The following is a 21102-nucleotide window of genomic DNA, read 5'->3' on the forward strand; positions in this document are numbered from 1 at the left end:
CCTGAGTTCAACTCCGGACTTTCAGGTCGATGTAAGGCGCACAAACCACTCGGTCAGTCCCCTCTACCTCCGGGAGAGGGCTAGGGTGAGGGGCTTTTCAATCCAGAATCCGCTGCAAAGTCCGCGTCACACCGTCCTCGCGCAAGCTATTGCAGCACCACTCAAACGCCGCCACAAACTCCGCCGAACGCGGAATCGCCGTGCCAAAAATCTCCTCGACCGCCAACAACCGCTGCGTAATTAAAGCATCGTCCGCCACCAACGCCTGAAAAAACGCCGCGCGTGGATCAGGAATCGAATAGGTATCACCATTCTCATCCACACCCTTCAAATACAACGCCCACGCCGCCACCACCAACGCCGCCCGTTTGGTCTCCTGCCCATCGGCAATCAACCGGTTGATGGTCGGAATGGTGAACTTGGGAAACTTCGACGAACCGTCCGAACACACCCGCTCCAGTTGATCGGCAATCGCCTGATTGGAAAACCGCGCCACCAGGGTGTTTTTGTAATCCGTCAGATCAATGCCCGGCACCGGCGCCAGTTGCGGGGTCACGTCGAGATCCATGTAGGCGCGCATATAACGCACGAACAGCGGATCGTTCATGGTCTCGTGCACAAACCGGTAGCCCTTCAAAAAGCCCAGATACGTCAGCGCGAGGTGGCTGCCGTTGAGCAATTTGATCTTCATTTCTTCGTAGGGCGAAACATCATTGGTGAACTGCACGCCAACCTTTTCCCAGGCCGGGCGACCGTTGACGAATTTGTCCTCCAGCACCCATTGCACGAACGGCTCGCAGACCACCGGCCAGGCATCGTCGACGCTGTGTTTATCGGCCAGTTGCAGGCGATGCGCGGTGCTGGTCATCGGCGTGATGCGGTCGACCATGGCGTTGGGGAAACTGACGTTGGCGTCGATCCAGCTGCACAGGTTGCTATTGCGCAGCGTGGCAAATGCCAGTAGCGCCTTGCGCGTCACCGCGCCGTTATGCGGCAGGTTATCGCAAGACATCACGGTAAACGCCGGGATGCCCGCCGCCCGGCGTTTTTCCAGGGCTGCACACAAGAAACCGAACACGGTTTTCGGGTTGTCCGGGTGGGCCAGATCATGCTGAATCTGCGGCAAGTGCGCCATGAATTCGCCGTTGCTGTCGTCGATGCAATAACCGCCCTCGGTGATGGTCAGCGAGACGATGCGGATCTGTGGGTCGGCGAGTTTGTCGATCAACGCCTGAGTGCCGTCCTCGGCCAGCAGCATGTCGCGAATCGCACCGATCACGCGGACTTCGGTGTCGTCGCTGTCACCGAGTTCGAACAGCGTGAACAGATAATCCTGTTCCTTGAGATCGTCGCGGGCGCGGCGGTCTTCGGCGCGCAGGCCGACGCCGCAAATGGCCCAGTCGAGGGCTTCGCCGGTGTTCATCAAGGCATCGGTGTAATACGCCTGATGCGCGCGATGGAAACCGCCGACGCCGATGTGGGCGATGCCTTGACGGGTGTCGCTGAGTTTGTAGGCCGGCAGTTGCACTTCGCTGGCCAGACGATGGAGGTTCTGTTGGTTGAGTTTCATCGGGAGTTCTCGAAATCAGGCCGCAGCGCGCAGCGGACGGGTCAACGCGATACCTTCGGCATCGAATAAATGGCAGTGCGCAGCATCGAGGTGCAGGCTCAGTTGTTCGCCGTAACGGCTGGCCAGATCCCCGCGCACGCGCATGGTCAGGGCTTCGCCGGCGTTGGTGGTGACGTGGCAGAAGGTGTCGCTGCCCAGGCGTTCGCTGACGTCGGCAGTGACTTGCAGGCTGCAGTCGCCCGGTTGCGCCAGTTCCAGATGTTCCGGGCGAATGCCGAGGGTCACGGCGCTGCCGACACTGAGGTTGGCAGGATTGAAGGGCAGGGTGATGCGCGTCCCAGCGTCCAGCGAGACTTCGCAGCTCTGGCCATCGATGCGGGCAATCTTGCCTTTGAGGAAGCCCATTTTCGGCGTGCCGAGGAACCCGGCGACGAAGATGTTTGCCGGGTTGTGATACAGATCCAGCGGTGAGCCGACCTGTTCGATCTTGCCGCCGTTGAGCACCACGACCTTGTCGGCCATGGTCATCGCTTCGACCTGATCGTGGGTCACGTAGATCATCGTCGCTTGCAGGTCTTTGTGCAGACGCAGCAACTCCAGACGCATCTGCACCCGCAGCGCGGCGTCGAGGTTGGACAGAGGTTCGTCGAACAGGAAGATTTTCGGATTGCGCACGATGGCACGGCCGATGGCGACGCGCTGGCGCTGGCCACCGGAAAGCTGTTTTGGTTTGCGCTCAAGCATCGGCCCGAGTTCGAGAATGCGCGCCGCTTCGCCGACTTTCTTCTCGACTTCGGCTTTCGGTACGCCGGCCAGATCGAGGGCGAACGACATGTTCTTCTTCACTGTCATGTGCGGGTACAGCGCGTAGGTCTGGAACACCATCGCCAGATCGCGCTTGGCCGGGCTGACTTCAGTGATGTCGCGGCCATCGAGTTCGATGGTGCCGCCACTGACTTCTTCGAGGCCGGCGATCAACCGCAGCAGGGTGGATTTGCCGCAGCCCGACGGGCCGACGAAGACCACGAATTCCTTGTCGTTCACCTCAAGGTCGATGCCCTTGATGATGGAGAAACCTTCGAAGCCTTTTTGCAGATTCTTGATTTTCAGGTTGGCCATGATGATGGGCCTCCGCAATGTTGTTTTTTTAAGATCAAAAGATCGCAGCCTGCGGCAGCTCCTACAGGGGGACGGCATGCTTTATGTAGGAGCTGCCGAAGGCTGCGATCTTTTGCTTTTCAATCTTCATTTCACGGCACCGAACGAGAGGCCGCGCACCAGTTGCTTCTGGCTGATCCAGCCGAAGATCAGAATCGGCGCACACGCCAGGGTCGACACCGCCGACAACTTGGCCCAGAACAAGCCTTCCGGACTCGAATACGAGGCGATCAACGCCGTCAGTGGCGCGGCTTTCGACGAGGTCAGGTTCAGCGACCAGAACGCCTCGTTCCAGCACAGGATCAGCGACAGCAGCACGGTGGAAGCGAGGCCACCCTTGGCGATCGGCAGCAGCACGCGGACCATTTCCTGCCACAGCGTGGCGCCGTCGAGGCGCGCGGCTTCGAGGATGTCTTTGGGGATGTCCTTGAAGTAGGTGTAAACCATCCAGACCACGATCGGCAGGTTGATCAGCGTGTAGATCACGATCAGTGCGATGCGCGTGTCGAGCAGGCCAAAACTCTTCGCCAGCAGGTAGATCGGCATCAGCACGCCCACCGGCGGCAGCATCTTGGTCGAGAGCATCCACAGCAGTGTGCCTTTGGTGCGCTGGGTTTCGTAGAACGCCATCGAGTAGGCCGCCGGCACCGCGATCAACAGGCACAAAGCTGTGGCACTGAAGGAAATCACCACCGAGTTCCAGGCGAAGCTGAAGTAGTCGCTGCGCTCGTTGATGTGCAGGTAGTTCTCCAGCGTCGGCGTGAAGATGAACTGCGGCGGCGTGGCGAACGCGTCGATTTCGGTCTTGAAACTGGTCATCACCATCCAGAAGATCGGGAAGAAAATCACGATCGCGATGGCCCAGGCCAGGGTGCCGAGCAGCAGGCTTTGCAGCCGGCGGGATTGTTGAAGAGTCATGGCAGGCCTCAGGCTTTGTCAGTCAGGTTTTTGCCGATCATCCGCACCAGAATGATCGCGGCGATGTTGGCGATGACCACGGCAATCAAGCCGCCCGCCGAAGCCATGCCGACGTCGAACTGCACCAGCGCCTGGTTGTAGATCAGGTAGGCAAGATTGGTCGAGGCATAACCGGGGCCACCGTTGGTGGTGGTGAAAATCTCGGCGAACACCGACAGCAGGAAGATCGTCTCGATCATCACCACCACGGCAATCGGCCGTGCCAGATGCGGCAGGGTCAGGTGCCAGAAGATCGCGATCGGCCCGGCACCGTCGAGGCGCGCGGCTTCTTTCTGTTCCTGGTCGAGGGACTGCATGGCTGTCATCAGAATCAGGATGGCGAAGGGCAGCCACTGCCACGAAACAATGATGATGATCGACAGCAGCGGGTAGTGCGCCAGCCAGTCCACCGGTTGCGCGCCGAATAGCTTCCAGATATAGGCGAGGATCCCCGAGACCGGATGGAATATCAGGTTCTTCCAGATCAGTGCGCCGACCGTGGGCATGATGAAGAACGGCGAAATCAGCATGACCCGGACGATGCCGCGACCGAGAAACTCGCTGGCCTCCAGCAAGGCGCTGATCAACACACCGAGGACCACGCTGATCAGCAACACGCTACCCACGAGCAGCAGTGTATTGGTGGCACCGGGCATGAAGCCTGAGTCGGTCAGAAAGTAAGTGAAGTTTTCCAGCCCGACGAACTCGTTTTCACCGGGGTAGAGCAGGTTGTAGCGGATCATCGAGAAGTAGATGGTCATGCCCAGCGGCACGATCATCCACAGCAGCAACAGGGCCACTGAAGGGCTGACCAGAAACCAGCCGGGATTGCGTACGCGGACCTTGCGCGCAGGTTGCGACAGGTCGAGGTGGGCTTTGGCAGTTGAAGTATTCATGGCAGTAACCGATTCGACAGGCGAATGAAGATCCCCTGTAGGAGTGAGCCTGCTCGCGATAGCGGTGTGTCAGTCACCGCTTTGTTGGATGGAGAACCGCTATCGCGAGCAGGCTCACTCCTACAAAAGCAAGAGCGAGCGCTGAAAGTTACTTTGGATAACCGGCGCGCTTCATCTCGCGTTCAGTGGTTTGCTGCGCAGCCGCCAAGGCTTGATCCACCGTGGTCTGGCCGATCAGTGCCGCCGAGAACAGCTTGCCGACCTGGGTGCCCACCGCCTGGAACTCAGGAATGGTCACCAGTTGAATACCGATGTACGGCACCGGTTTCAGCGTCGGTTTGCTCGGATCAGCCGCTTTCAACGATTCCAGGGTGACCTTGGCGAACGGCGCTGCGCTCATGTAAGCGTCGCTGTAGGTCGAGGCGCGAGTGCCTGGCGGTACGTTGGCAATGCCGTCAGTCTTGGCGACCAGCTCGCCGTACTCCTTGGACGTCGCCCAGGCGCTGAATTCTTTCGCTGCGTCTTTGGCTTTGGAGCTGGTCGGAATCGCCAGCGCCCATGAGTACAACCAGGCCGAACCTTTATCAGTGACCTGATGCGGGGCGAAGGTGAAGCCGACGTGATCGGCGACCTTGCTCTGGGTCTTGTCGGTGACGAACGAGCCGGCGACGCTGGCATCGACCCACATTGCGCATTTGCCGCTGTTGAACAGTGCGAGGTTTTCGTTGAAACCATTGCTGGAGGCACCCGGCGGCCCGGATTTTTTCATGGTGTCGACGTAGAAATTCAGTGCGTTTTTCCACTCCGGCCCGGTGAATTCCGGTTTCCATTGCTCATCGAACCAGCGCGCGCCGTAGGCGTTGGCGACAGTGGTGATCAGCGCCATGTTTTCGCCCCAGCCCGCTTTACCGCGCAGGCAGATGCCGTATTGCTCTTTGTCTTTGTTGGTGAGTTTTTCGGCGAAGCCGGCGATCTGTTCCCAGGTCGGACGCTCCGGCATGGTCAGCCCGGCATCCTTGAACAGGTCGGTGCGGTAGTAGGTGATCGAGCTTTCTGCGTAGAACGGCAGGGCGTACAGCGAACCCTTGACCGACAGACCTTCACGCACCGACGGGAACACGTCATCGAGGGCGTAACTGGCGGGCAGATCCTTCATCGGTTCCAGCCAGCCTTTGCCACCCCACAGTGCCGCTTCGTACATGCCAATGGTCAACACGTCGAACTGACCACCCTGGGTGGCGATGTCGGTAGTCAGGCGTTGGCGCAGGACGTTTTCTTCGAGCACCACCCAGTTGAGCTTGATGTCCGGATGCTCGGTCTCGAAGGTTTTCGAGAGCTTTTGCATGCGGATCATGTCGCTGTTGTTGACGGTTGCGATGGTCAGGGTCTGGGCGCCAATGCTGACGCTGCTGAGGGTCATGCAGGTGAGGGCAAGCAGAGCTTTTGCAGTGGGTTGCATCGTGCACTCCTTTTCTGCACCCAGTGGGTTACAGAAGGACAGTTATTGTTTTTGTGTCTTCCGACGACTGGAAGAATGTGCACTGATTACAGCCTTCAATCGCAGGGCTGACAAATCATCCCTAGCACTTTTATCGATACTTTTTTGCACTGGGCTTTTGTGGGGTAAACGCAGGGAAGGGGTTTGCAGCGGTCAGACGCTATCGAATGCGTACAGGTTTCTGATGCCGACGCAGCCCCTTGTAGGAGTGAGCCTGCTCGCGATAGCGGATTGTCAGCCAACACATCTGTAAACCTTCATACCGCTATCGCGAGCAGGCTCACTCCTACAGGGGAATTGCGTTGTCAGTGGTGGTTCTGTTCAGTCAGGCGCTGCACCGCGAGCCTCCGGTAGTGCGACGGCGTCATGCCTTTAAGCTGCTGAAAGCGCCGATTGAAATTGGAAATATTGTTGAAACCGGATTCGAAGCACACCTCGGTCACCGGTTTGTCGCCGTCGGCCAGCAGCTCGCAGGATTTGCTGATACGCAGGCGATTAACGAATTCGATGAAGTTGCGCCCGGTGGCTTGTTTGAACACCCGGCTGAAATAAGTCGGCGTCATGCCCAAGTGCTCGGCGACTTCTTCCAGGGAAATGTCGCGGGCGTAATGGCTGAAGATGTAATCGACGGCCCGGTTGGTACGATCGATGTTGTGCTCGTCGGCCAGTTGCGGGGTGGTGGCGCCGGACAACAACTGGAAATCATCGCTGGCGGCAAGCAGTTCCATCAGGATGAAAAAGTGCCCGAGGCGGGTGATGCCCTTACTGTCGGCGATGCGCTGCATCAGTGTCATGGCCTGGCGGATGGTGCGCTTGCAGCGAAACTCGATGCCGTACTGCGCGCGCTCGAGCAAGGGCGCCAGGCTTTTCAGCTCGGCAAACACCTGGTGGCCGCTCTCGAACAACTCGTCGGTGAAGTTGACCAGCATGTCGCGCTTTTCCACCACCTCGTCTTCGGCTACCTGACTGATCCAGTTGTGCGGCAGATTGGGGCCGGTGAGGAACAGGGTTTCGGGGTAAAAGTTGCCGATGTAGTCGCCGATGAACACCTTGCCGGAGCTGGCGACGATCAGGTGCAGTTCATATTCCTTGTGAAAATGCCAGCGCACCAGCGGACACGGAAAACCATGCTGACGGTAGATGATGGACAAGCCGTTATGGTCATCCATCAACTCGTATGAGGGGTCGGTCACGCGGGCGGTTCGGGTCATGGCGAGCTACTTTTTTGTTATCGCCTGCCGATCATGCCTCGTTTCTCGGGGCTTGCGCCAGCTTCACTCAAACAGCCTGCTCGCGGACGGTGCTTCTGGACTTCTCGATGGCTTTTTCCAGATTGGCCATCTGGCAAAAGCGCACAATGTTCGAGTTTTTTATAAAGTCGAAATTGATAATGTTGCACTTTTTTGCCCAGTCGGATCTGGCTGGATCAAACCAGTTGTCGAGATCATCCAGAATTCGCTGAGGGCCGATCCCGAAACATGTGGCTGACAGCGACCATGGGCGAAGTGTGCTGGCGGGTGTGCTCAATACTTCTTTGATGTAACCGTGTAAGTTGGTAGAGCTGACAAACTGTTTATCGATCCACTTGTGCTGAATTTTTCCAAGAATCCGGTAGTCCTCGGTTTCCCAGGTCATGGAGGCTGCCACCATGATTCTCTGCAAAGGGCTGATCGCCTTGAGCTGGCCAAGCGTCAGGTGCAGATTCCGGGTAGGGATCATCCGGTCACCCAGATGCTCCAGCAGCAATGCCTGAAATCCCGAATGATCGAAGGCGACCTTGTCTTCTCCCAGTTCATGAAAGTCCAGAATGATGAATTCATTGATGTTTCTTTCATAGAAAGCTTTTATGTCACGGACAAGATCTGCAAGCGTACGGGAAGATCGGTAACCGCCATGATGGAAACTGAACTTGGCCAGGCCTTGCGCTTTATTGTCAGAAGTCAGGCGTACATCGAGTGCACGAGCGCCGCGATTCAATTGTGAATAAAAGGATACGTCCTGACAGGCAACCAGATTTTTGCCGGGTATCAGTGCATAACCCGCTTCCCAGTCGCAGCCAGCGTTATGGGCACCCGGCAAGGTCATTTCGAAAAGCGACAAGTTATCAAGTTGCGGCGCGTCGGCCATCCATTGATAGGGTTGAAAATTTTCATGGTTGTTCATGTGATACATCCTGCGTTTGATTTATAAGTTTTTTGAAGTGCGCGCAGGATGTTTATAACGGGTGGCGACTGATGGGCAAAGTCGGCTTTTAATGCAAGTTATGTGAAAGTTTTTGTTTGTATGTTTGACGCCGGTTAAATGTTCCGGTTTTTCGCTTCGATCCATTGCGACATATATTGCGTGCTTTTGTGCGAGTGATGGCGAAGCATACTTCCGGTAAAGTTTTTAGCTCTCAGTTCATGCAAATGCTGTTGGCAATAACGCAGTTTCTCTATCAATGCCAAACCGTGTACGGACTGTTGATAGCGTTCATTCAGCAGCGTATATCCCGCCTGGCAGGCCTCCTGCCAACGCGCCTCGTCGTTATAAAGCGCCACGGCACTGTTGGCCAATTCGATTGCGCTGCCCGTGACAGCGCCGGGCCAGGCGTGGTTGCCGTGCATGCCCTCAGCGCCCACCGGGGTCGTGACGCTGGGCGTGCCGCACAGCATGGCGTCGATCAGTTTGCCCTTGATGCCGGCACCAAAGCGCAGAGGCGCCAGACAGACCCGCGCAGCCGACATCACCTGCAATGCATCTTCGGCCCAGTTCATGATATGAAAACCTTCGCTGGCGTTATGCAGTGCCGTGGCTTTCGGCGGCGTATAGGCGCCGTAGATGTGCAGTTGTGCCTGGGGCAATTGTTGACGAATCAAAGGCCAGATCGTGCTCTTCATCCACAGCACGGCATCCCAGTTGGGCGCATGGCGGAAGTTGCCGATACTCAAGAAGTGCGCGCGTTCTGCAAATGCGGCGGCGGTGACCGCAGGTGGGGCGATCATCAACGGACACCAGTGCAGCAATTGCCGGGGCAAGCCGAACTGCTCGATCAATAATTCGATTTCCACTTCGGAGATCATCAGGTTGAGATCGCAACGATACAGCGCGGCAATTTCGCGTTTGGCCAGATCGGTGTCGGCCATCAGTTCGAACTCGTCGCGCAGGGCCGGGGCGAATACATCACTGAAATCATTCTGATCAGGATTGACCTTGAGGCGAGACTTGAGTCGCTGATGACGCGCATGCCGCAGACTTTGCAGGTCGGACGTTTCCAGCACGCGCAGCGCCTGAGGGCAGTGTTTCTCAACCCGCCAGCCGAACTGCTCTTCCATCATGAACTGGTCGAACAAGACAATGTCCGGCGCCAGTTCGCTGATGAAATGATCGAAGCTGCTGTTGTTCAGTTCGATGGCGACTTCGCGGATGCCGAGTGCAGCAAGATCGGCTTTGTGCTCTCCGGGACCGGCCGGGCTGCTGAAGGTAATGTTCCAGCCTTGTTGCAGAAAGGTTTCGAGGATCTGCATGACGTGCCCGCTCGCCGCTGAGGAGCGCGGCTCTGGCCAGACGTAACCGATGACCAGAACTTTGGTGTTATCGGATTGGGTCATGGGTGCAGATCCTCTCGGTGAGAAAAAGGGCGCAATTAGAACACAGCCACAGTGATCAAGTGCGGCCTGTGTTCTTTAAAAAGCGGGTCTTGCAAGGTCAAGCAGCAACGGCCCCTGGATAAAATTTTCAGGCGTGAGTGTCTTCAATCCATTTTCTATGATCGAGAGATTGGTTTGAAACGCAGCAGGTGCGGTCTTGCGCTGATCGAGAAGTGAAACAAACAGTGCATACGAATCCGCATTCACAAGTGGAGGATGGTCATTTACGAAGTAGGGCAGCGACCCTCTGAGTTGCTCAAAATCATCATAGCCCTTTTGTTGTGCAAACCGGCGATGCGGGCTGATTAAGTTCTTGGGGTGCGCTTTTTTGTACGGATTCTTGGCAAACTCAAACAGCCCGACGGCATCGGTTTTTCCGGCCTGCTCGCCGGCGTAGTACATGTCCAGTGTACCATGCCCTCCGTGGGACATTTCGTGCACGAGGACATCTCCAATAATCGCATCGTCATACTTGAACGACTTGTAGTACGCATCCAGATTGTCTGAATAAATCGCCAGAAACCCGGTTTTTTTCACATTCGCTCCGGCCTCGATGCCTGCTTTCCATTTTGCGTAGCTTTCGAGGCGCAAGGAGGCGAGGACTTCCGGCACGGGAGGTCGAAAAACTACGTTAGAAAGTTGGACGTGATCTAGATCCTTGCGCATGACGCGCAAGTTTTTATTGATGTATTCAATGGCTTCACTGCTGGTGGTACCAAATACATTTTTGAGTAACCAGTCCACCTCATGATCGCTTGCATGTATGTTCGAGATCATCTCTATTGTGTTGTCCAAACTGCCTTTTGCATGCTGAATGCCTTTTGTCAGATAGCCTTGTGTGTAACTGAAAGGTGTGGGTTTTGTGAAAAAACGCTTGAAGGGTGAAAAGTTGCTCAGATTGAATACCTTCAACTTAGGCCCCCACGCCCCCCCGGTCCTAAGATTGAACGCGTGCCATTCCCTGTTGCGTTCAAGCACTGCAATGTCAAGTGTCTGGTCGAGACTGCCGGCCCGCCGCCAGGTCGCCTGACGCATATCGGTCAGTCGTTCGGCCTTGAACAAATCGTAGGCGTTTGCGCCGCCGGCCAGTTTTCGCAGCTGCGTATTGGCGGTTCTGACTGCGTTCAGACCGTTTTCGCCGACAAAGACAACGCCCCGCCCTGCAAGTCGCAGGCCCTTGCGTGCCAGCGTCGGCAGCCCGTCGAGCGGGTTGATCAGGGACAGGGCTGCACGGGCGATAGCTCTGGAAATTTTCAGTAGTTTGAGTGTTGTCGAGCCTGTTTTGGCGATAATGCTTGCTGCCGTTGAGCCTAGGCCAACCAACAATCCGAGGACCGAAAGTCCGTCCAGAACGCACCCGCCGATCCCTTCTGACACGCGATCAGCGCGCCCGGAGCGAATGTCTTCAATACATTGCTTGAAAGGCACGATCACATTGATCACCACCCGCTCGATCTTGTCTTTGGTACTACGCCACTCTTTCAAACCTGTGTAGACATCAAGCGAGTCATACAACTCATCGCGGCTCGCAACGGGATGATCGGTCAGTATGCATTCGGCGATGTCATCGGCTGTACGAGAGAAAAACAGCGAGACCGGTCGCACGTCGGTCGCACTCAGACTCATGTGCCAAAGTTTCTCTACGACGACACTGGACGTCTGGCTGGTTCGTGGCTCGCTACCTTCGTTGTAGGCCGCAAAGTCCAGAGGCCATTCCTGAGCTTTGTTTTTTGGCTGGAAGTCTTGCTTGTCGCCAAGATACGAGAGTGTAGGGTGATCATGAATGATCCCGGTGTCTTGCAACATGGCTGCCAGTTCCGGTCGCGCGCGACACAACCCGCGCAACGTAAACAATTCATAGGCATGCGTTTCGCGTCCGTTCTTGCAGCAGAGAATGATCCCATAACGGCCTTTCGCCTCATCGCGATCGCTTTGGGTTTCTTCCTGTGGGTTCAGCGGATTGACTTCTTTCCTGACGGTGTAGAGCGTCATGTGCCCATTTGTCAGTGCATACCGATCCTGCTCCGACATGTTGCAAAGGGCCATTTTGATAACCGACGATAATCCTTGTCGGACGTTCTGATAATAAGTGTCGAAGGCTTTATCAAACAGCTTTTCAGGCGATCCAAGTTCCCCCAGGCGAGTGAAAGCAGCGGGTGGCGGATTGAAGCCGCTTTGTTGCTTGAACTTCTCCGACAATTTACCTTCTTCAACAAGGTCGCCGGAGAGGTAAAGATCCAGAATCGACAGGCGCAGCCGTAACAGACTGTTTATTGCGTATTTATTGTTATCCGTACTGGTAGCAATAAAGTCCCAGAACTCGCTGAGAATGCCTGCCGGATGCGCCGCTTTCAAACCCTCCAACCAACTGCGCTCACCAAAGCTGCCGAGGTAGGTTATTTCGAAAGTTTTCTGTTCGATATAGCCACCATCTGGCATCACTCTTTTCAGTTCCTGCAACGCGATTTTAGTCCGATCGGGAGGCGTGGTTGACAGGCCCGTTTCGGACTGCCCGAGCGCTTCCATGTAGCGATTGAAATACGTTGTGGATTTGACCAGAGCGTCTTTGTCGTAGTCCTTTGCCATCCGGTAAGTGATGACGTCATTGAGCACTGCCCAATTGACTACGGGGATAATTCCGGCGGCGTCGTGTAATTCGTTCTGCTCGGGGGTAACGGGCGCCAGATCCGAAAACGCTTTGATCTGCGCAAACGTCATCAAGCGTGATGATCCTGGCGATGCTGATTCTATCAACGCCACGGCTTGCGTTATGGCCACCCATCCGGGCTTGTCCAGCGTCAATTCGGACGGGATGTCCTGAACAAGAAATTCGGGTGCTGTCCCGGCCAGGAGCAGATGCGCTGCCAGCGGCGCGTTGTCCGGTTCGATCAAACCTTTGGCAATCAGATGCAGTTCAAGGTCTTCGCGCACTTGTGCGACGCTGCGTGTTGCGTTCAAGGGTTGATAGACGTCATACCCCGCGATGGAGGGCTCATCGGACTGCGCTTCGATATCGATGATCAGCGCTGCGACCATTAACTCTTTGAGTTGGCGGTCGCGCACTTGCGCATCGTCCGTAGCCAGATGCCAGTCGAGACTTTGATGGAGTGCTTCGCCGACACTGGAAGTGATCTTATTTTTCAAGAAGCTTTCCAGAAATTTATCTGCGTTGTTGCGCTTATCGGGGGCTGGAATCAAATTAAAGTTAGCGAATGTTAGCTTTTGTAAAAGGCTCGTCTTGCCTTGAGTGGTTTGCTGAATGACTTGGGTAATGGTTTCACGGTCGGAAACCGACAAATGGAACGGTGAGTTCTCATCGGCTGACAATAATTCATGATAATCGCCCAGTGCCGGGGGCGCGGGAATTTCGAAGTCGAGATAGGCGATAAGGTGTTCTGTTTCACCTTGGGTTTTCGGTAGCGTAAAACCCCCGAAGGCCAGCCACTGCTCGACGCCTGTCACTTCGCCGGAGTAGACATAACCACCGGTTTGTTTGGCGAGTTCTGCAAGTATCATCACTTCACCAGCCAGCGCTCCGGTGTGATCAGACGCTGTTGGCATGCTGAAACGATAAGAGTCAAAGACCATGAAAAGATCGGCATTGACGTCAATGCCGACTTGAATATCGGCAGCGTAAGAAAGTTTGTTGAGCAGGATCGAAAACGCCTCGGTTTGAGTCATTTTCCGCATTACGTTGCGAGCAGGATCATACGCCTCGTCAAATGTACTGCCGGCAACGCGAGGGATAAACAGGTCTTGCAGGTCGACAGTTGAATCCGATGGCAGAGATGCACTCACGGTGAAACGATCAACCGTCACGCTCGAATCAAGGCTCGTTAAAGTAGTCCTCAGGGCGCGAGTGATGTGCGCTCGCTCCTGTTTGTCGTAAACGGAGCGGTCTATGAATGAAGTATCAATGGGTAACGCCGGCCGCATAAGTTGTATCCTGAGTCTGATGAGTTTGAAGTGTCTTTAATGCCGGCGCACATTTTTTGGTTGCGCAGGATCAAAGCGTTAACTCAGGATAAGTAATGTCCGTTGCGTAGTTACAGGTCTAGTGCATTGCAAGATATTCGGGGATATAACAGCGTGCGTCGAATGTTGTCGCACGCCATACACTTGAGACGCTTTTGACTCTACCCCAGTATTGTTTTTACCTTGTCGCGCAGTTGATCAATTGAAAACGGTTTGCCGATGACATGCATGTCTTTAGGCACGTCAATGGATTCGGCATATCCACTGGCGAACAGAATCGGCAAGGCGGGGCGCAATTCGCGAGCTTTGGTTGCCAGTTCGCGACCGTTCATGCCCGGCAGACCGTGATCGGTCATCATCAGGTCAATGTGATTATTCATGTCCTCGAGAAGCTCCAGCGCAGCGTCGCCATCTTCCGCCTCAAGCACCTTGAACTCCAACTCCTCCAGCACATCGGCAATCAGCATGCGCACGATGTCGTCGTCTTCTACGACAAGGATGGTGGAGGTGGGGGTAGACATAATAAGGCTCTCAAAAGTCAGTTCAGGGTCGCCGGTCGATCAAAAGTGCCGGGCTTCTTCATCAGTAAGTGGCGCAGTGCCACAAGTTCCCCACCCGACAGAAAAAAAGCATAGCTGCGGATGGGGTCGCAAGGATAACTGTTCGGGGCCGCAAACACGCCTGTGTGCGTAGGAATTTGCGACTAAACGTGTGAGAAAAATGGATCCATACCGCCGTTTTGGGGCAAACTCCCTGTTTTTCAACAGTTCGACAAGGCTGCCCCATGTCCTCTCAGTCTACGGTTGATGAGCAACGGTTTCGCAAACTCCTGAGTCGCAACATCAGTCTGCCCTTGGGCGTCGGTGTACTCAGTGCCGTGTTCTTCGTGTCGCTGATCACTTATCTGCTGTCGGTGATCCAGTGGGTGGAGCACACCGACCGGGTGATCAATAACGCCAATGAAGCGGTGAAGCTCACCGTGGACCTGGAAACCGGCATGCGCGGTTTTCTGCTCAGCGGCGACGAGCACTTCCTCGACCCGTATGAAACGGCCAAGCCGCGTATTACCGTAGCACTCAATACCTTGCTCGAACTGACCGCCGATAACCCGGTGCAGACCGATCGTCTGCGCCGCTTGCAAGCCTTGCAGATCGAGTGGGCCAATTACGCACAGTCGATGATCGATCTGCAGCGTTCCAGCGGCGATTACCGGGGCGCGGTCAAGGCCGGGCGCGGCAAGCGTCTGACTGATGAAATCCGCAAGCAATTCGAAGACGTTATCGAAACCGAACAGGTACTGCGCACGACGCGTAATGAAGACGTACGTCGCACGACGATCTGGAGCATCAGTCTTTACCTGGTGTTCATCGCCGGTATCAGCGGCTTGCTGGCCTATATTGGCCGTCGTGATCTGGTCAATCTGTCGCAGAGCTACGGGGCGACCCTGGCTGCACAGGAAGCCAGTGCCGAGCGCCTGGAACAGCAGGCGTGGTTGCGCAATGGTCAGACCGAACTGGCCGAGCAGGTGCTGGGGCAACTGACGCTGAATCTGCTGGGACGCAATATTCTGCAGTTCTGTGCGCAATACCTCGGCACCGCTGTGGCTGCGCTGTATGTGCGCGAAGAGCACGGCGGCCTCAAGCGTGTCGCGACTTATGGTTTCTCCCGCGAGCAGGAAGAGCAGGACCAGTCGATCTACAGCGGCGAGGGCATCGTTGGCCAGGTGGCGCAACAGGCGCGGCTGATTCGTCTCGATTCGGTGCCGGCGGACTACTTCAAAGTCAGCTCAGGGCTGGGTGAAGGCTTGCCGCACAGTGTGATGGTGGTGCCGACCAGTGATGACGACCGCGTCAACGGCGTGATCGAGCTGGGTTTCCTGCGTCCTCTCAATGATCGCGATATCGAACTGCTGGAACTGATCGCCGGCAACATCGGCACTTCCATCGAAGCCGCGCGCTATCGCCAGCGACTGCAAGAAGTGCTGGCCGAAACCCAGCAGCTCAACGAAGAGTTGCAGGTGCAGCAGGAAGAGCTGAAAACCGCCAACGAAGAGCTGGAAGAACAGTCGCGGATTCTCAAGGAGTCCCAGGCGCATCTGGAAACCCAGCAGGTCGAACTGGAACAGACCAACGAGCAGCTCGCCGAACAGGCGCAAACCCTGGCCGAGCAACGCGACGCCATGGACCTGAAGAACACCGAACTCAATCAGGCCCAGGTGCAGCTCGAAGAACGCGCGGAAGAGTTGCAGCGTTCGAGCAAGTACAAGTCCGAATTCCTCGCCAACATGTCCCACGAACTGCGCACGCCGCTGAACAGTTCGCTGATTCTGGCCAAGTTGCTGGCGGAAAACCCGCAGGACAACCTCAGCGCCGAACAGGTCAAGTTTGCCGAGTCGATCTACTCCGCTGGCAACGACCTGCTCAACCTGATCAACGACATTCTGGATATCTCCAAGGTCGAGGCGGGCAAGCTTGAAGTGATTCCGGAGAACACCAGCGTCGCGCGTCTGGCCGATGGCTTGCGCAGCGTGTTCGAACCTTTGGCGGCAGACAAACAACTGACCTTCAGCGTCGATCTGCAGCCCGGTGCTCCGGGCATGCTCTACACCGACCGCCAGCGTCTGGAGCAGGTGATCAAGAACCTGCTGTCCAACGCTGTGAAGTTCACCGAGAAAGGCACCGTTAGCCTGACCATCGCTGGTCAGCCTGATGATCGGATTGCGTTCATTGTCCGCGATTCGGGTATCGGCATTGCCGCCAACCAGCAGGAGAGCATTTTCGAAGCGTTCCGCCAGGCCGACGGCACCACCAACCGCAAATACGGCGGCACCGGTCTGGGCTTGTCGATTTCGCGGGATCTGGCGACCTTGCTTGGTGGCTCGATCAGCGTCAGCAGCACGCCGGGGCAGGGCAGTGTCTTCACCTTGGTGTTGCCGCAGCAGTTCAACGAGTCCCATGAAGTGCCGTTCGCGCCGTTGACCTTTACGCCGCCCGCCACAATGGTCAGCGCACCGGTAGCACCGGTGGTTTCGCCGTTGGCGCCAGTGCATATTCCGCGCTTCGCCGATGACCGCAACAAGGCGCCATTCGCCACGCGTTGCATTCTGGTGGTGGAAGATGAGCCGAACTTTGCGCACATCCTCTACGATCTCGCGCATGAACTCGGCTATCAGTGTCTGGTGGCCCATGGCGCAGACGAGGGTTATGACCTGGCCAAAGAGTTCGTTCCGGATGCGATCCTGCTCGATATGCGCCTGCCGGATCACTCTGGCCTCACCGTACTGCAACGCCTGAAAGAGCACGCCGAAACCCGGCACATCCCGGTGCACGTGATTTCCGTCGAAGATCGCGTTGAAGCGGCCATGCACATGGGCGCCATCGGTTATGCGGTCAAACCGACCACCCGCGAAGAGCTCAAGGACGTGTTCGCCCGTCTCGAAGCCAAGCTGACCCAGAAGGTCAAACGCGTGCTGCTGGTTGAGGATGACGATTTGCAGCGCGAAAGCATCGCGCGGCTGATCGGCGACGAAGACATCGAAATTACTGCCGTTGGCCTTGCACAGGACGCTTTGGAGCTGCTGCGCACGACAATTTACGATTGCATGATCATCGACCTGAAGTTGCCGGACATGCTCGGCAATGATCTGCTCAAGCGCATGTCGACCGAAGACATCTGCTCGTTCCCGCCGGTCATCGTCTACACCGGGCGCAACCTGACCCGCGATGAAGAGGCCGAACTGCGCAAGTATTCGCGCTCGATCATCATCAAGGGCGCGCGCTCGCCGGAGCGCTTGCTGGACGAGGTCACACTCTTTCTGCACAAAGTCGAATCGCAGTTGTCCCATGAACGGCAGAAGATGCTCAAGACCGCGCGCAGCCGCGACAAGGTCTTCGAGGGTCGCAAGGTGCTGCTGGTGGACGACGATGTACGCAACATTTTCGCCCTCACCAGCGCCTTGGAGACCAAAGGTGCAGTCGTGGTCATCGGCCGTAACGGCCGTGAGGCGATTGAGAGACTTAACGAAGTCGAGGACATCGATCTGGTGTTGATGGACGTGATGATGCCGGAAATGGACGGTTTTGAAGCCACCATTGAAATCCGCAAGGATCCGCGCTGGCGCAAGCTGCCGATCATCGCGGTGACGGCCAAGGCCATGAAGGACGATCAGGAGCGCTGCCTGCAGGCGGGCGCCAATGATTACCTGGCCAAGCCCATCGACCTGGATCGCCTGTTCTCGCTGATTCGCGTGTGGTTACCGAAGATGGAACGCATTTAGTGGAACGCAGTACGCCAGCCGAACGAAACAGTGAAATCGAACTGCGCTTGTTGATTGAGGCGATCTACCTCAAGTACAGCTACGATTTTCGCGATTACTCCGGTGCTTCGATCAAGCGCCGGGTGCAGCACGCGTTGAGCCAGTTCGAGTGCGCGACGATTTCGGCCTTGCAGGAAAAGGTTCTGCATGACCCGACAGCGTTCATGCAGTTGCTGCAATTGCTGACGATTCCGGTCAGCGAGATGTTCCGCGATCCGTCGCACTTCCTCGCGATCCGCCGGGAAGTGGTGCCGTTGCTGCGTACCTATCCGTCGATCAAGATCTGGATCGCCGGGTGCAGCACGGGCGAGGAGGTCTATTCGATGGCGATTCTGTTGCGCGAAGAGGGCCTGCTCGATCGCACGATCATTTATGCCACGGACATCAACCCGCGCTCGCTGGACAAGGCCAAGCAGGGGATTTTCTCGATGGAGAATGTTCGTGCCTACACGGCCAACTATCAGCAGGCCGGTGGTCAGCGATCGTTTGCCGACTACTACACTGCAGCGTACGGTTACGCGATTTTCGACAAGAGTCTGTGCGAAAACGTGACCTTTGCCGACCACAGTCTGGCGACGGACAGCGTGTTCTCCGAAACCCAATTGATTTCCTGCCGCAACGTGCTGATTTATTTCAACAAGAAACTGCAGGATCGCGCGTTCGGGTTGTTCCATGAATCGCTTTGCCATCGCGGCTTTCTGGTACTCGGCAGCAAAGAGACACTGGATTTTTCCAGTTATGCCAACCAGTTCGAAGCGCTGGTGAAACAAGAACGGATCTACCGCAAAACATGAACGAGGCCGTGGCTTTACCTCGCGTCGAGGCGATTGTGGTCGGAGCTTCCGCCGGTGGCGTTGAGGCGCTGTTAAGCCTGCTCGGGCCGCTGCGGCACGGATATAAATTGCCGATTATTGTGGTCCTGCACCTGCCCGAAGAGCGCCGCAGCCAGTTGGCCGAGGTATTCGCCCGGCGTGTAGAAATGCCGGTGCACGAGGCTGCCGACAAACAGGACATCGTTGCCGGCAACGTGTATTTCGCGACGCCGGGTTATCACCTGTCGGTGGAGCAGGATCGCAGCCTGTCGCTGAGTCTTGAGGACCGCGTGCATTATTCCCGGCCTTCGATTGACTACCTGTTTGAATCGGCCGCCGACGCGTACGGTGCATCGCTGGCCGCTGTACTGCTGACCGGCGCCAATCACGATGGCGCGCGCGGGCTGGCCGAGGTCAAACGCTGCGGCGGCTTGACCATCGTCCAGGATCCCGAAGAGGCGCAAGTCGCCACCATGCCCTTGGCTGCACTGAAGGTTCAGCAGCCGGATCATGTCCTACCCATTCACGGCATCGGCCGTCTGCTTGTCGAGCTGGAACGAATCGCATGCTGAGTAATATCCAAGCCAAACTGCTGATCGTCGACGATCTGCCGGAGAACCTGCTGGCACTCGAAGCGCTGATCAAGCGTGAAGACCGTACCGTCTACAAAGCATTGTCGGCGGATGAAGCGCTGTCGTTGCTGCTGCAGCACGAGTTCGCCATGGCCATCCTCGACGTGCAGATGCCGGGGATGAACGGCTTCGAGCTCGCCGAGTTGATGCGCGGCACCGAGAAAACCAAGAACATCCCGATCATTTTCGTCAGCGCCGCCGGCCGTGAACTCAATTACGCGTTCAAGGGTTACGAAAGCGGGGCGGTGGACTTTCTGCACAAACCGCTGGATATCCATGCGGTGAAGAGCAAGGTCAACGTCTTCGTCGACCTGTACCGCCAGAGCAAGGCGATGAAGCAGCAGGTCGAAGCGCTGGAGCAGGCTCGTCGTGAGCAGGAAGCGTTGTTGCAGCAATTGCAAAGCACGCAGCTGGAGCTGGAGCAAGCGGTGCGTATGCGCGATGACTTCATGTCGATCGTTGCCCACGAAGTGCGTACGCCGCTCAACGGTCTGATCCTGGAAACCCAGTTGCGCAAGATGCACCTGGCTCGGGACAACGCAGCGGCATTCACCCTCGACAAGATGCACGCCATGGTCGACCGCGATGAACGGCAGATCAAAAGCCTGATCCGGCTGATCGAAGACATGCTCGACGTGTCGCGCATTCGCACGGGCAAACTCTCGATCCGGCCGAGTCGTTTCGATCTGGTGCAATTGGTCAGCAACCTGCTGCAAAACTTTGCGCAACAGATTGAAGCTGCCGAAACAGAAGTGTCGTTTAGCGCGCCAGCCCCAGTGGAAGGCAACTGGGACGAATTCCGTATCGAGCAGGTGGTGACCAATTTGCTCACCAATGCCCTGCGCTATGGCGGTCGCAGCCCGATTCAGGTGCGGGTTTACCGTGAGGGCGATGAAGCACGGGTCGAGGTGCAGGACCGTGGCATCGGCATCAGCCAGGAGAATCAGAAGCGTATTTTCCAACAGTTCGAACGGGTTTCCGCCAAGACGGTAGTGGCCGGGCTCGGGCTGGGTCTGTTCATTTCCGAGCAGATCGTCGCCGCCCATGGCGGCTCCATCGTCGTCGAGAGTGAAATCAACGAAGGCGCCCAGTTTCGCGTTTGTCTGCCAATCCAGGAAAACGGCACATCCGACGCAACCTCTGATTGACCGTACGGTCGTATCAGCAGCTATTGACCGAACAAAGGCTTCCCATGAGCGTAGATGCACAAGATGTAGTACTCGTCGTCGAGGACGAACCGGTTATCTTGATGGTCCTGACGGATTACTTGTCAGGGCAGGGGTATCGCGTGTTGCAGGCCGAAAACGGCGAGCAGGCGTTCGAGATACTGGCGAGCAAGCCGCATCTGGACATGTTGATCACCGACTTCCGCTTGCCGGGCGGTATCTCCGGCGTGCAGATCGCCGAACCGGCCGTCAAGCTGCGCCCGGACCTGAAGGTGATTTTCATCAGCGGTTATCCGCAGGAAATCCGCGAAACCGGCAGCCCGATCACGCGCAAGGCGCCGATTCTGGAAAAGCCGTTCGATCTGGATGTGTTGCAGGAAAAGATTCAGGAATTGCTCGCCTGATATCTGTGTAGGAGCTGCCGCAGGCTGCGATCTTTTGATGTTGATCGTTAAAAACAAGATCAAAAGATCGCAGCCTTCGGCAGCTCCTAC

General features: G+C 56.5%; 15 protein-coding genes. 5 read left to right on the plus strand and 10 right to left on the minus strand.

The window, feature by feature from the left end; translation table 11 throughout:
• Positions 1 to 97 precede the first annotated feature (97 nt).
• The 10 genes from U6037_RS13425 to U6037_RS13470 all read right to left on the minus strand — a co-directional run bounded on the left by U6037_RS13425 (position 98) and on the right by U6037_RS13470 (position 14204).
• Entirely contained in the window at positions 98 to 1570 is a 1473-nt protein-coding gene (locus tag U6037_RS13425) for a mannitol dehydrogenase family protein (protein ID WP_322847101.1), read from the minus strand.
• 15 nt (positions 1571 to 1585) lie between these two features.
• Positions 1586 to 2689, minus strand: a complete 1104-nt coding sequence (locus U6037_RS13430; protein ID WP_322847102.1) for a sn-glycerol-3-phosphate ABC transporter ATP-binding protein UgpC — start codon at positions 2687 to 2689, stop codon at positions 1586 to 1588.
• Between the two features lie 126 nt (positions 2690 to 2815).
• Positions 2816 to 3646 carry a carbohydrate ABC transporter permease gene (locus U6037_RS13435; RefSeq protein WP_034154211.1) on the minus strand — a complete coding sequence of 277 codons (831 nt, stop codon included), beginning with the start codon at positions 3644 to 3646 and terminating at the stop codon, positions 2816 to 2818.
• An 8-nt stretch (positions 3647 to 3654) separates the two neighbouring features.
• Entirely contained in the window at positions 3655 to 4581 is a 927-nt protein-coding gene (locus U6037_RS13440; protein ID WP_038367588.1) for a carbohydrate ABC transporter permease, read from the minus strand.
• 148 nt (positions 4582 to 4729) lie between these two features.
• A complete protein-coding gene (locus U6037_RS13445; RefSeq protein ID WP_322847103.1) occupies positions 4730 to 6040 on the minus strand; it encodes a sugar ABC transporter substrate-binding protein in 1311 nt (436 codons plus the stop codon).
• A 344-nt stretch (positions 6041 to 6384) separates the two neighbouring features.
• Positions 6385 to 7290: an AraC family transcriptional regulator gene (locus U6037_RS13450; protein ID WP_123449704.1), complete on the minus strand. Its 906-nt coding sequence runs from the start codon at positions 7288 to 7290 to the stop codon at positions 6385 to 6387.
• Between the two features lie 67 nt (positions 7291 to 7357).
• Complete coding sequence (locus U6037_RS13455; RefSeq protein WP_322847104.1) at positions 7358 to 8242, minus strand: phospholipase; 885 nt, start codon at positions 8240 to 8242, stop codon at positions 7358 to 7360.
• 134 nt (positions 8243 to 8376) lie between these two features.
• Positions 8377 to 9669, minus strand: a complete 1293-nt coding sequence (locus tag U6037_RS13460; RefSeq protein WP_322847105.1) for a glycosyltransferase — start codon at positions 9667 to 9669, stop codon at positions 8377 to 8379.
• 75 nt (positions 9670 to 9744) lie between these two features.
• A complete protein-coding gene (locus tag U6037_RS13465) occupies positions 9745 to 13644 on the minus strand; it encodes a hypothetical protein (RefSeq protein WP_322847106.1) in 3900 nt (1299 codons plus the stop codon).
• Positions 13645 to 13844: 200 nt separating this feature from the next.
• Complete coding sequence (locus U6037_RS13470) at positions 13845 to 14204, minus strand: response regulator (protein ID WP_322847107.1); 360 nt, start codon at positions 14202 to 14204, stop codon at positions 13845 to 13847.
• 263 nt (positions 14205 to 14467) lie between these two features.
• Between U6037_RS13470 and U6037_RS13475 the strand changes: the two genes are divergently transcribed.
• Genes U6037_RS13475 through U6037_RS13495 form a run of 5 tightly spaced genes read left to right on the plus strand, consistent with a single transcriptional unit; the run spans position 14468 to position 21012 of the window.
• Entirely contained in the window at positions 14468 to 17959 is a 3492-nt protein-coding gene (locus U6037_RS13475) for a response regulator (protein WP_322847108.1), read from the plus strand.
• Complete coding sequence (locus U6037_RS13480) at positions 17959 to 18792, plus strand: CheR family methyltransferase (RefSeq protein ID WP_122600440.1); 834 nt, start codon at positions 17959 to 17961, stop codon at positions 18790 to 18792. The genes U6037_RS13475 and U6037_RS13480 overlap by 1 nt, the downstream gene beginning before the upstream one ends.
• The gene (locus tag U6037_RS13485; protein WP_322847109.1) at positions 18789 to 19382 is read left to right on the plus strand and encodes a chemotaxis protein CheB; all 594 of its coding nucleotides are present in this window, start codon (positions 18789 to 18791) and stop codon (positions 19380 to 19382) included. The genes U6037_RS13480 and U6037_RS13485 overlap by 4 nt, the downstream gene beginning before the upstream one ends.
• Positions 19376 to 20590, plus strand: a complete 1215-nt coding sequence (locus tag U6037_RS13490) for a hybrid sensor histidine kinase/response regulator (protein ID WP_322847110.1) — start codon at positions 19376 to 19378, stop codon at positions 20588 to 20590. The genes U6037_RS13485 and U6037_RS13490 overlap by 7 nt, the downstream gene beginning before the upstream one ends.
• Before the next feature lie 44 nt (positions 20591 to 20634).
• Positions 20635 to 21012, plus strand: coding sequence for a response regulator (locus U6037_RS13495; RefSeq protein WP_003225116.1), 378 nt, complete (start codon positions 20635 to 20637; stop codon positions 21010 to 21012).
• Positions 21013 to 21102: the final 90 nt, after the last annotated feature.

It is taken from the genome of Pseudomonas sp. B33.4 (assembly GCF_034555375.1).
Lineage (GTDB): Bacteria > Pseudomonadota > Gammaproteobacteria > Pseudomonadales > Pseudomonadaceae > Aquipseudomonas.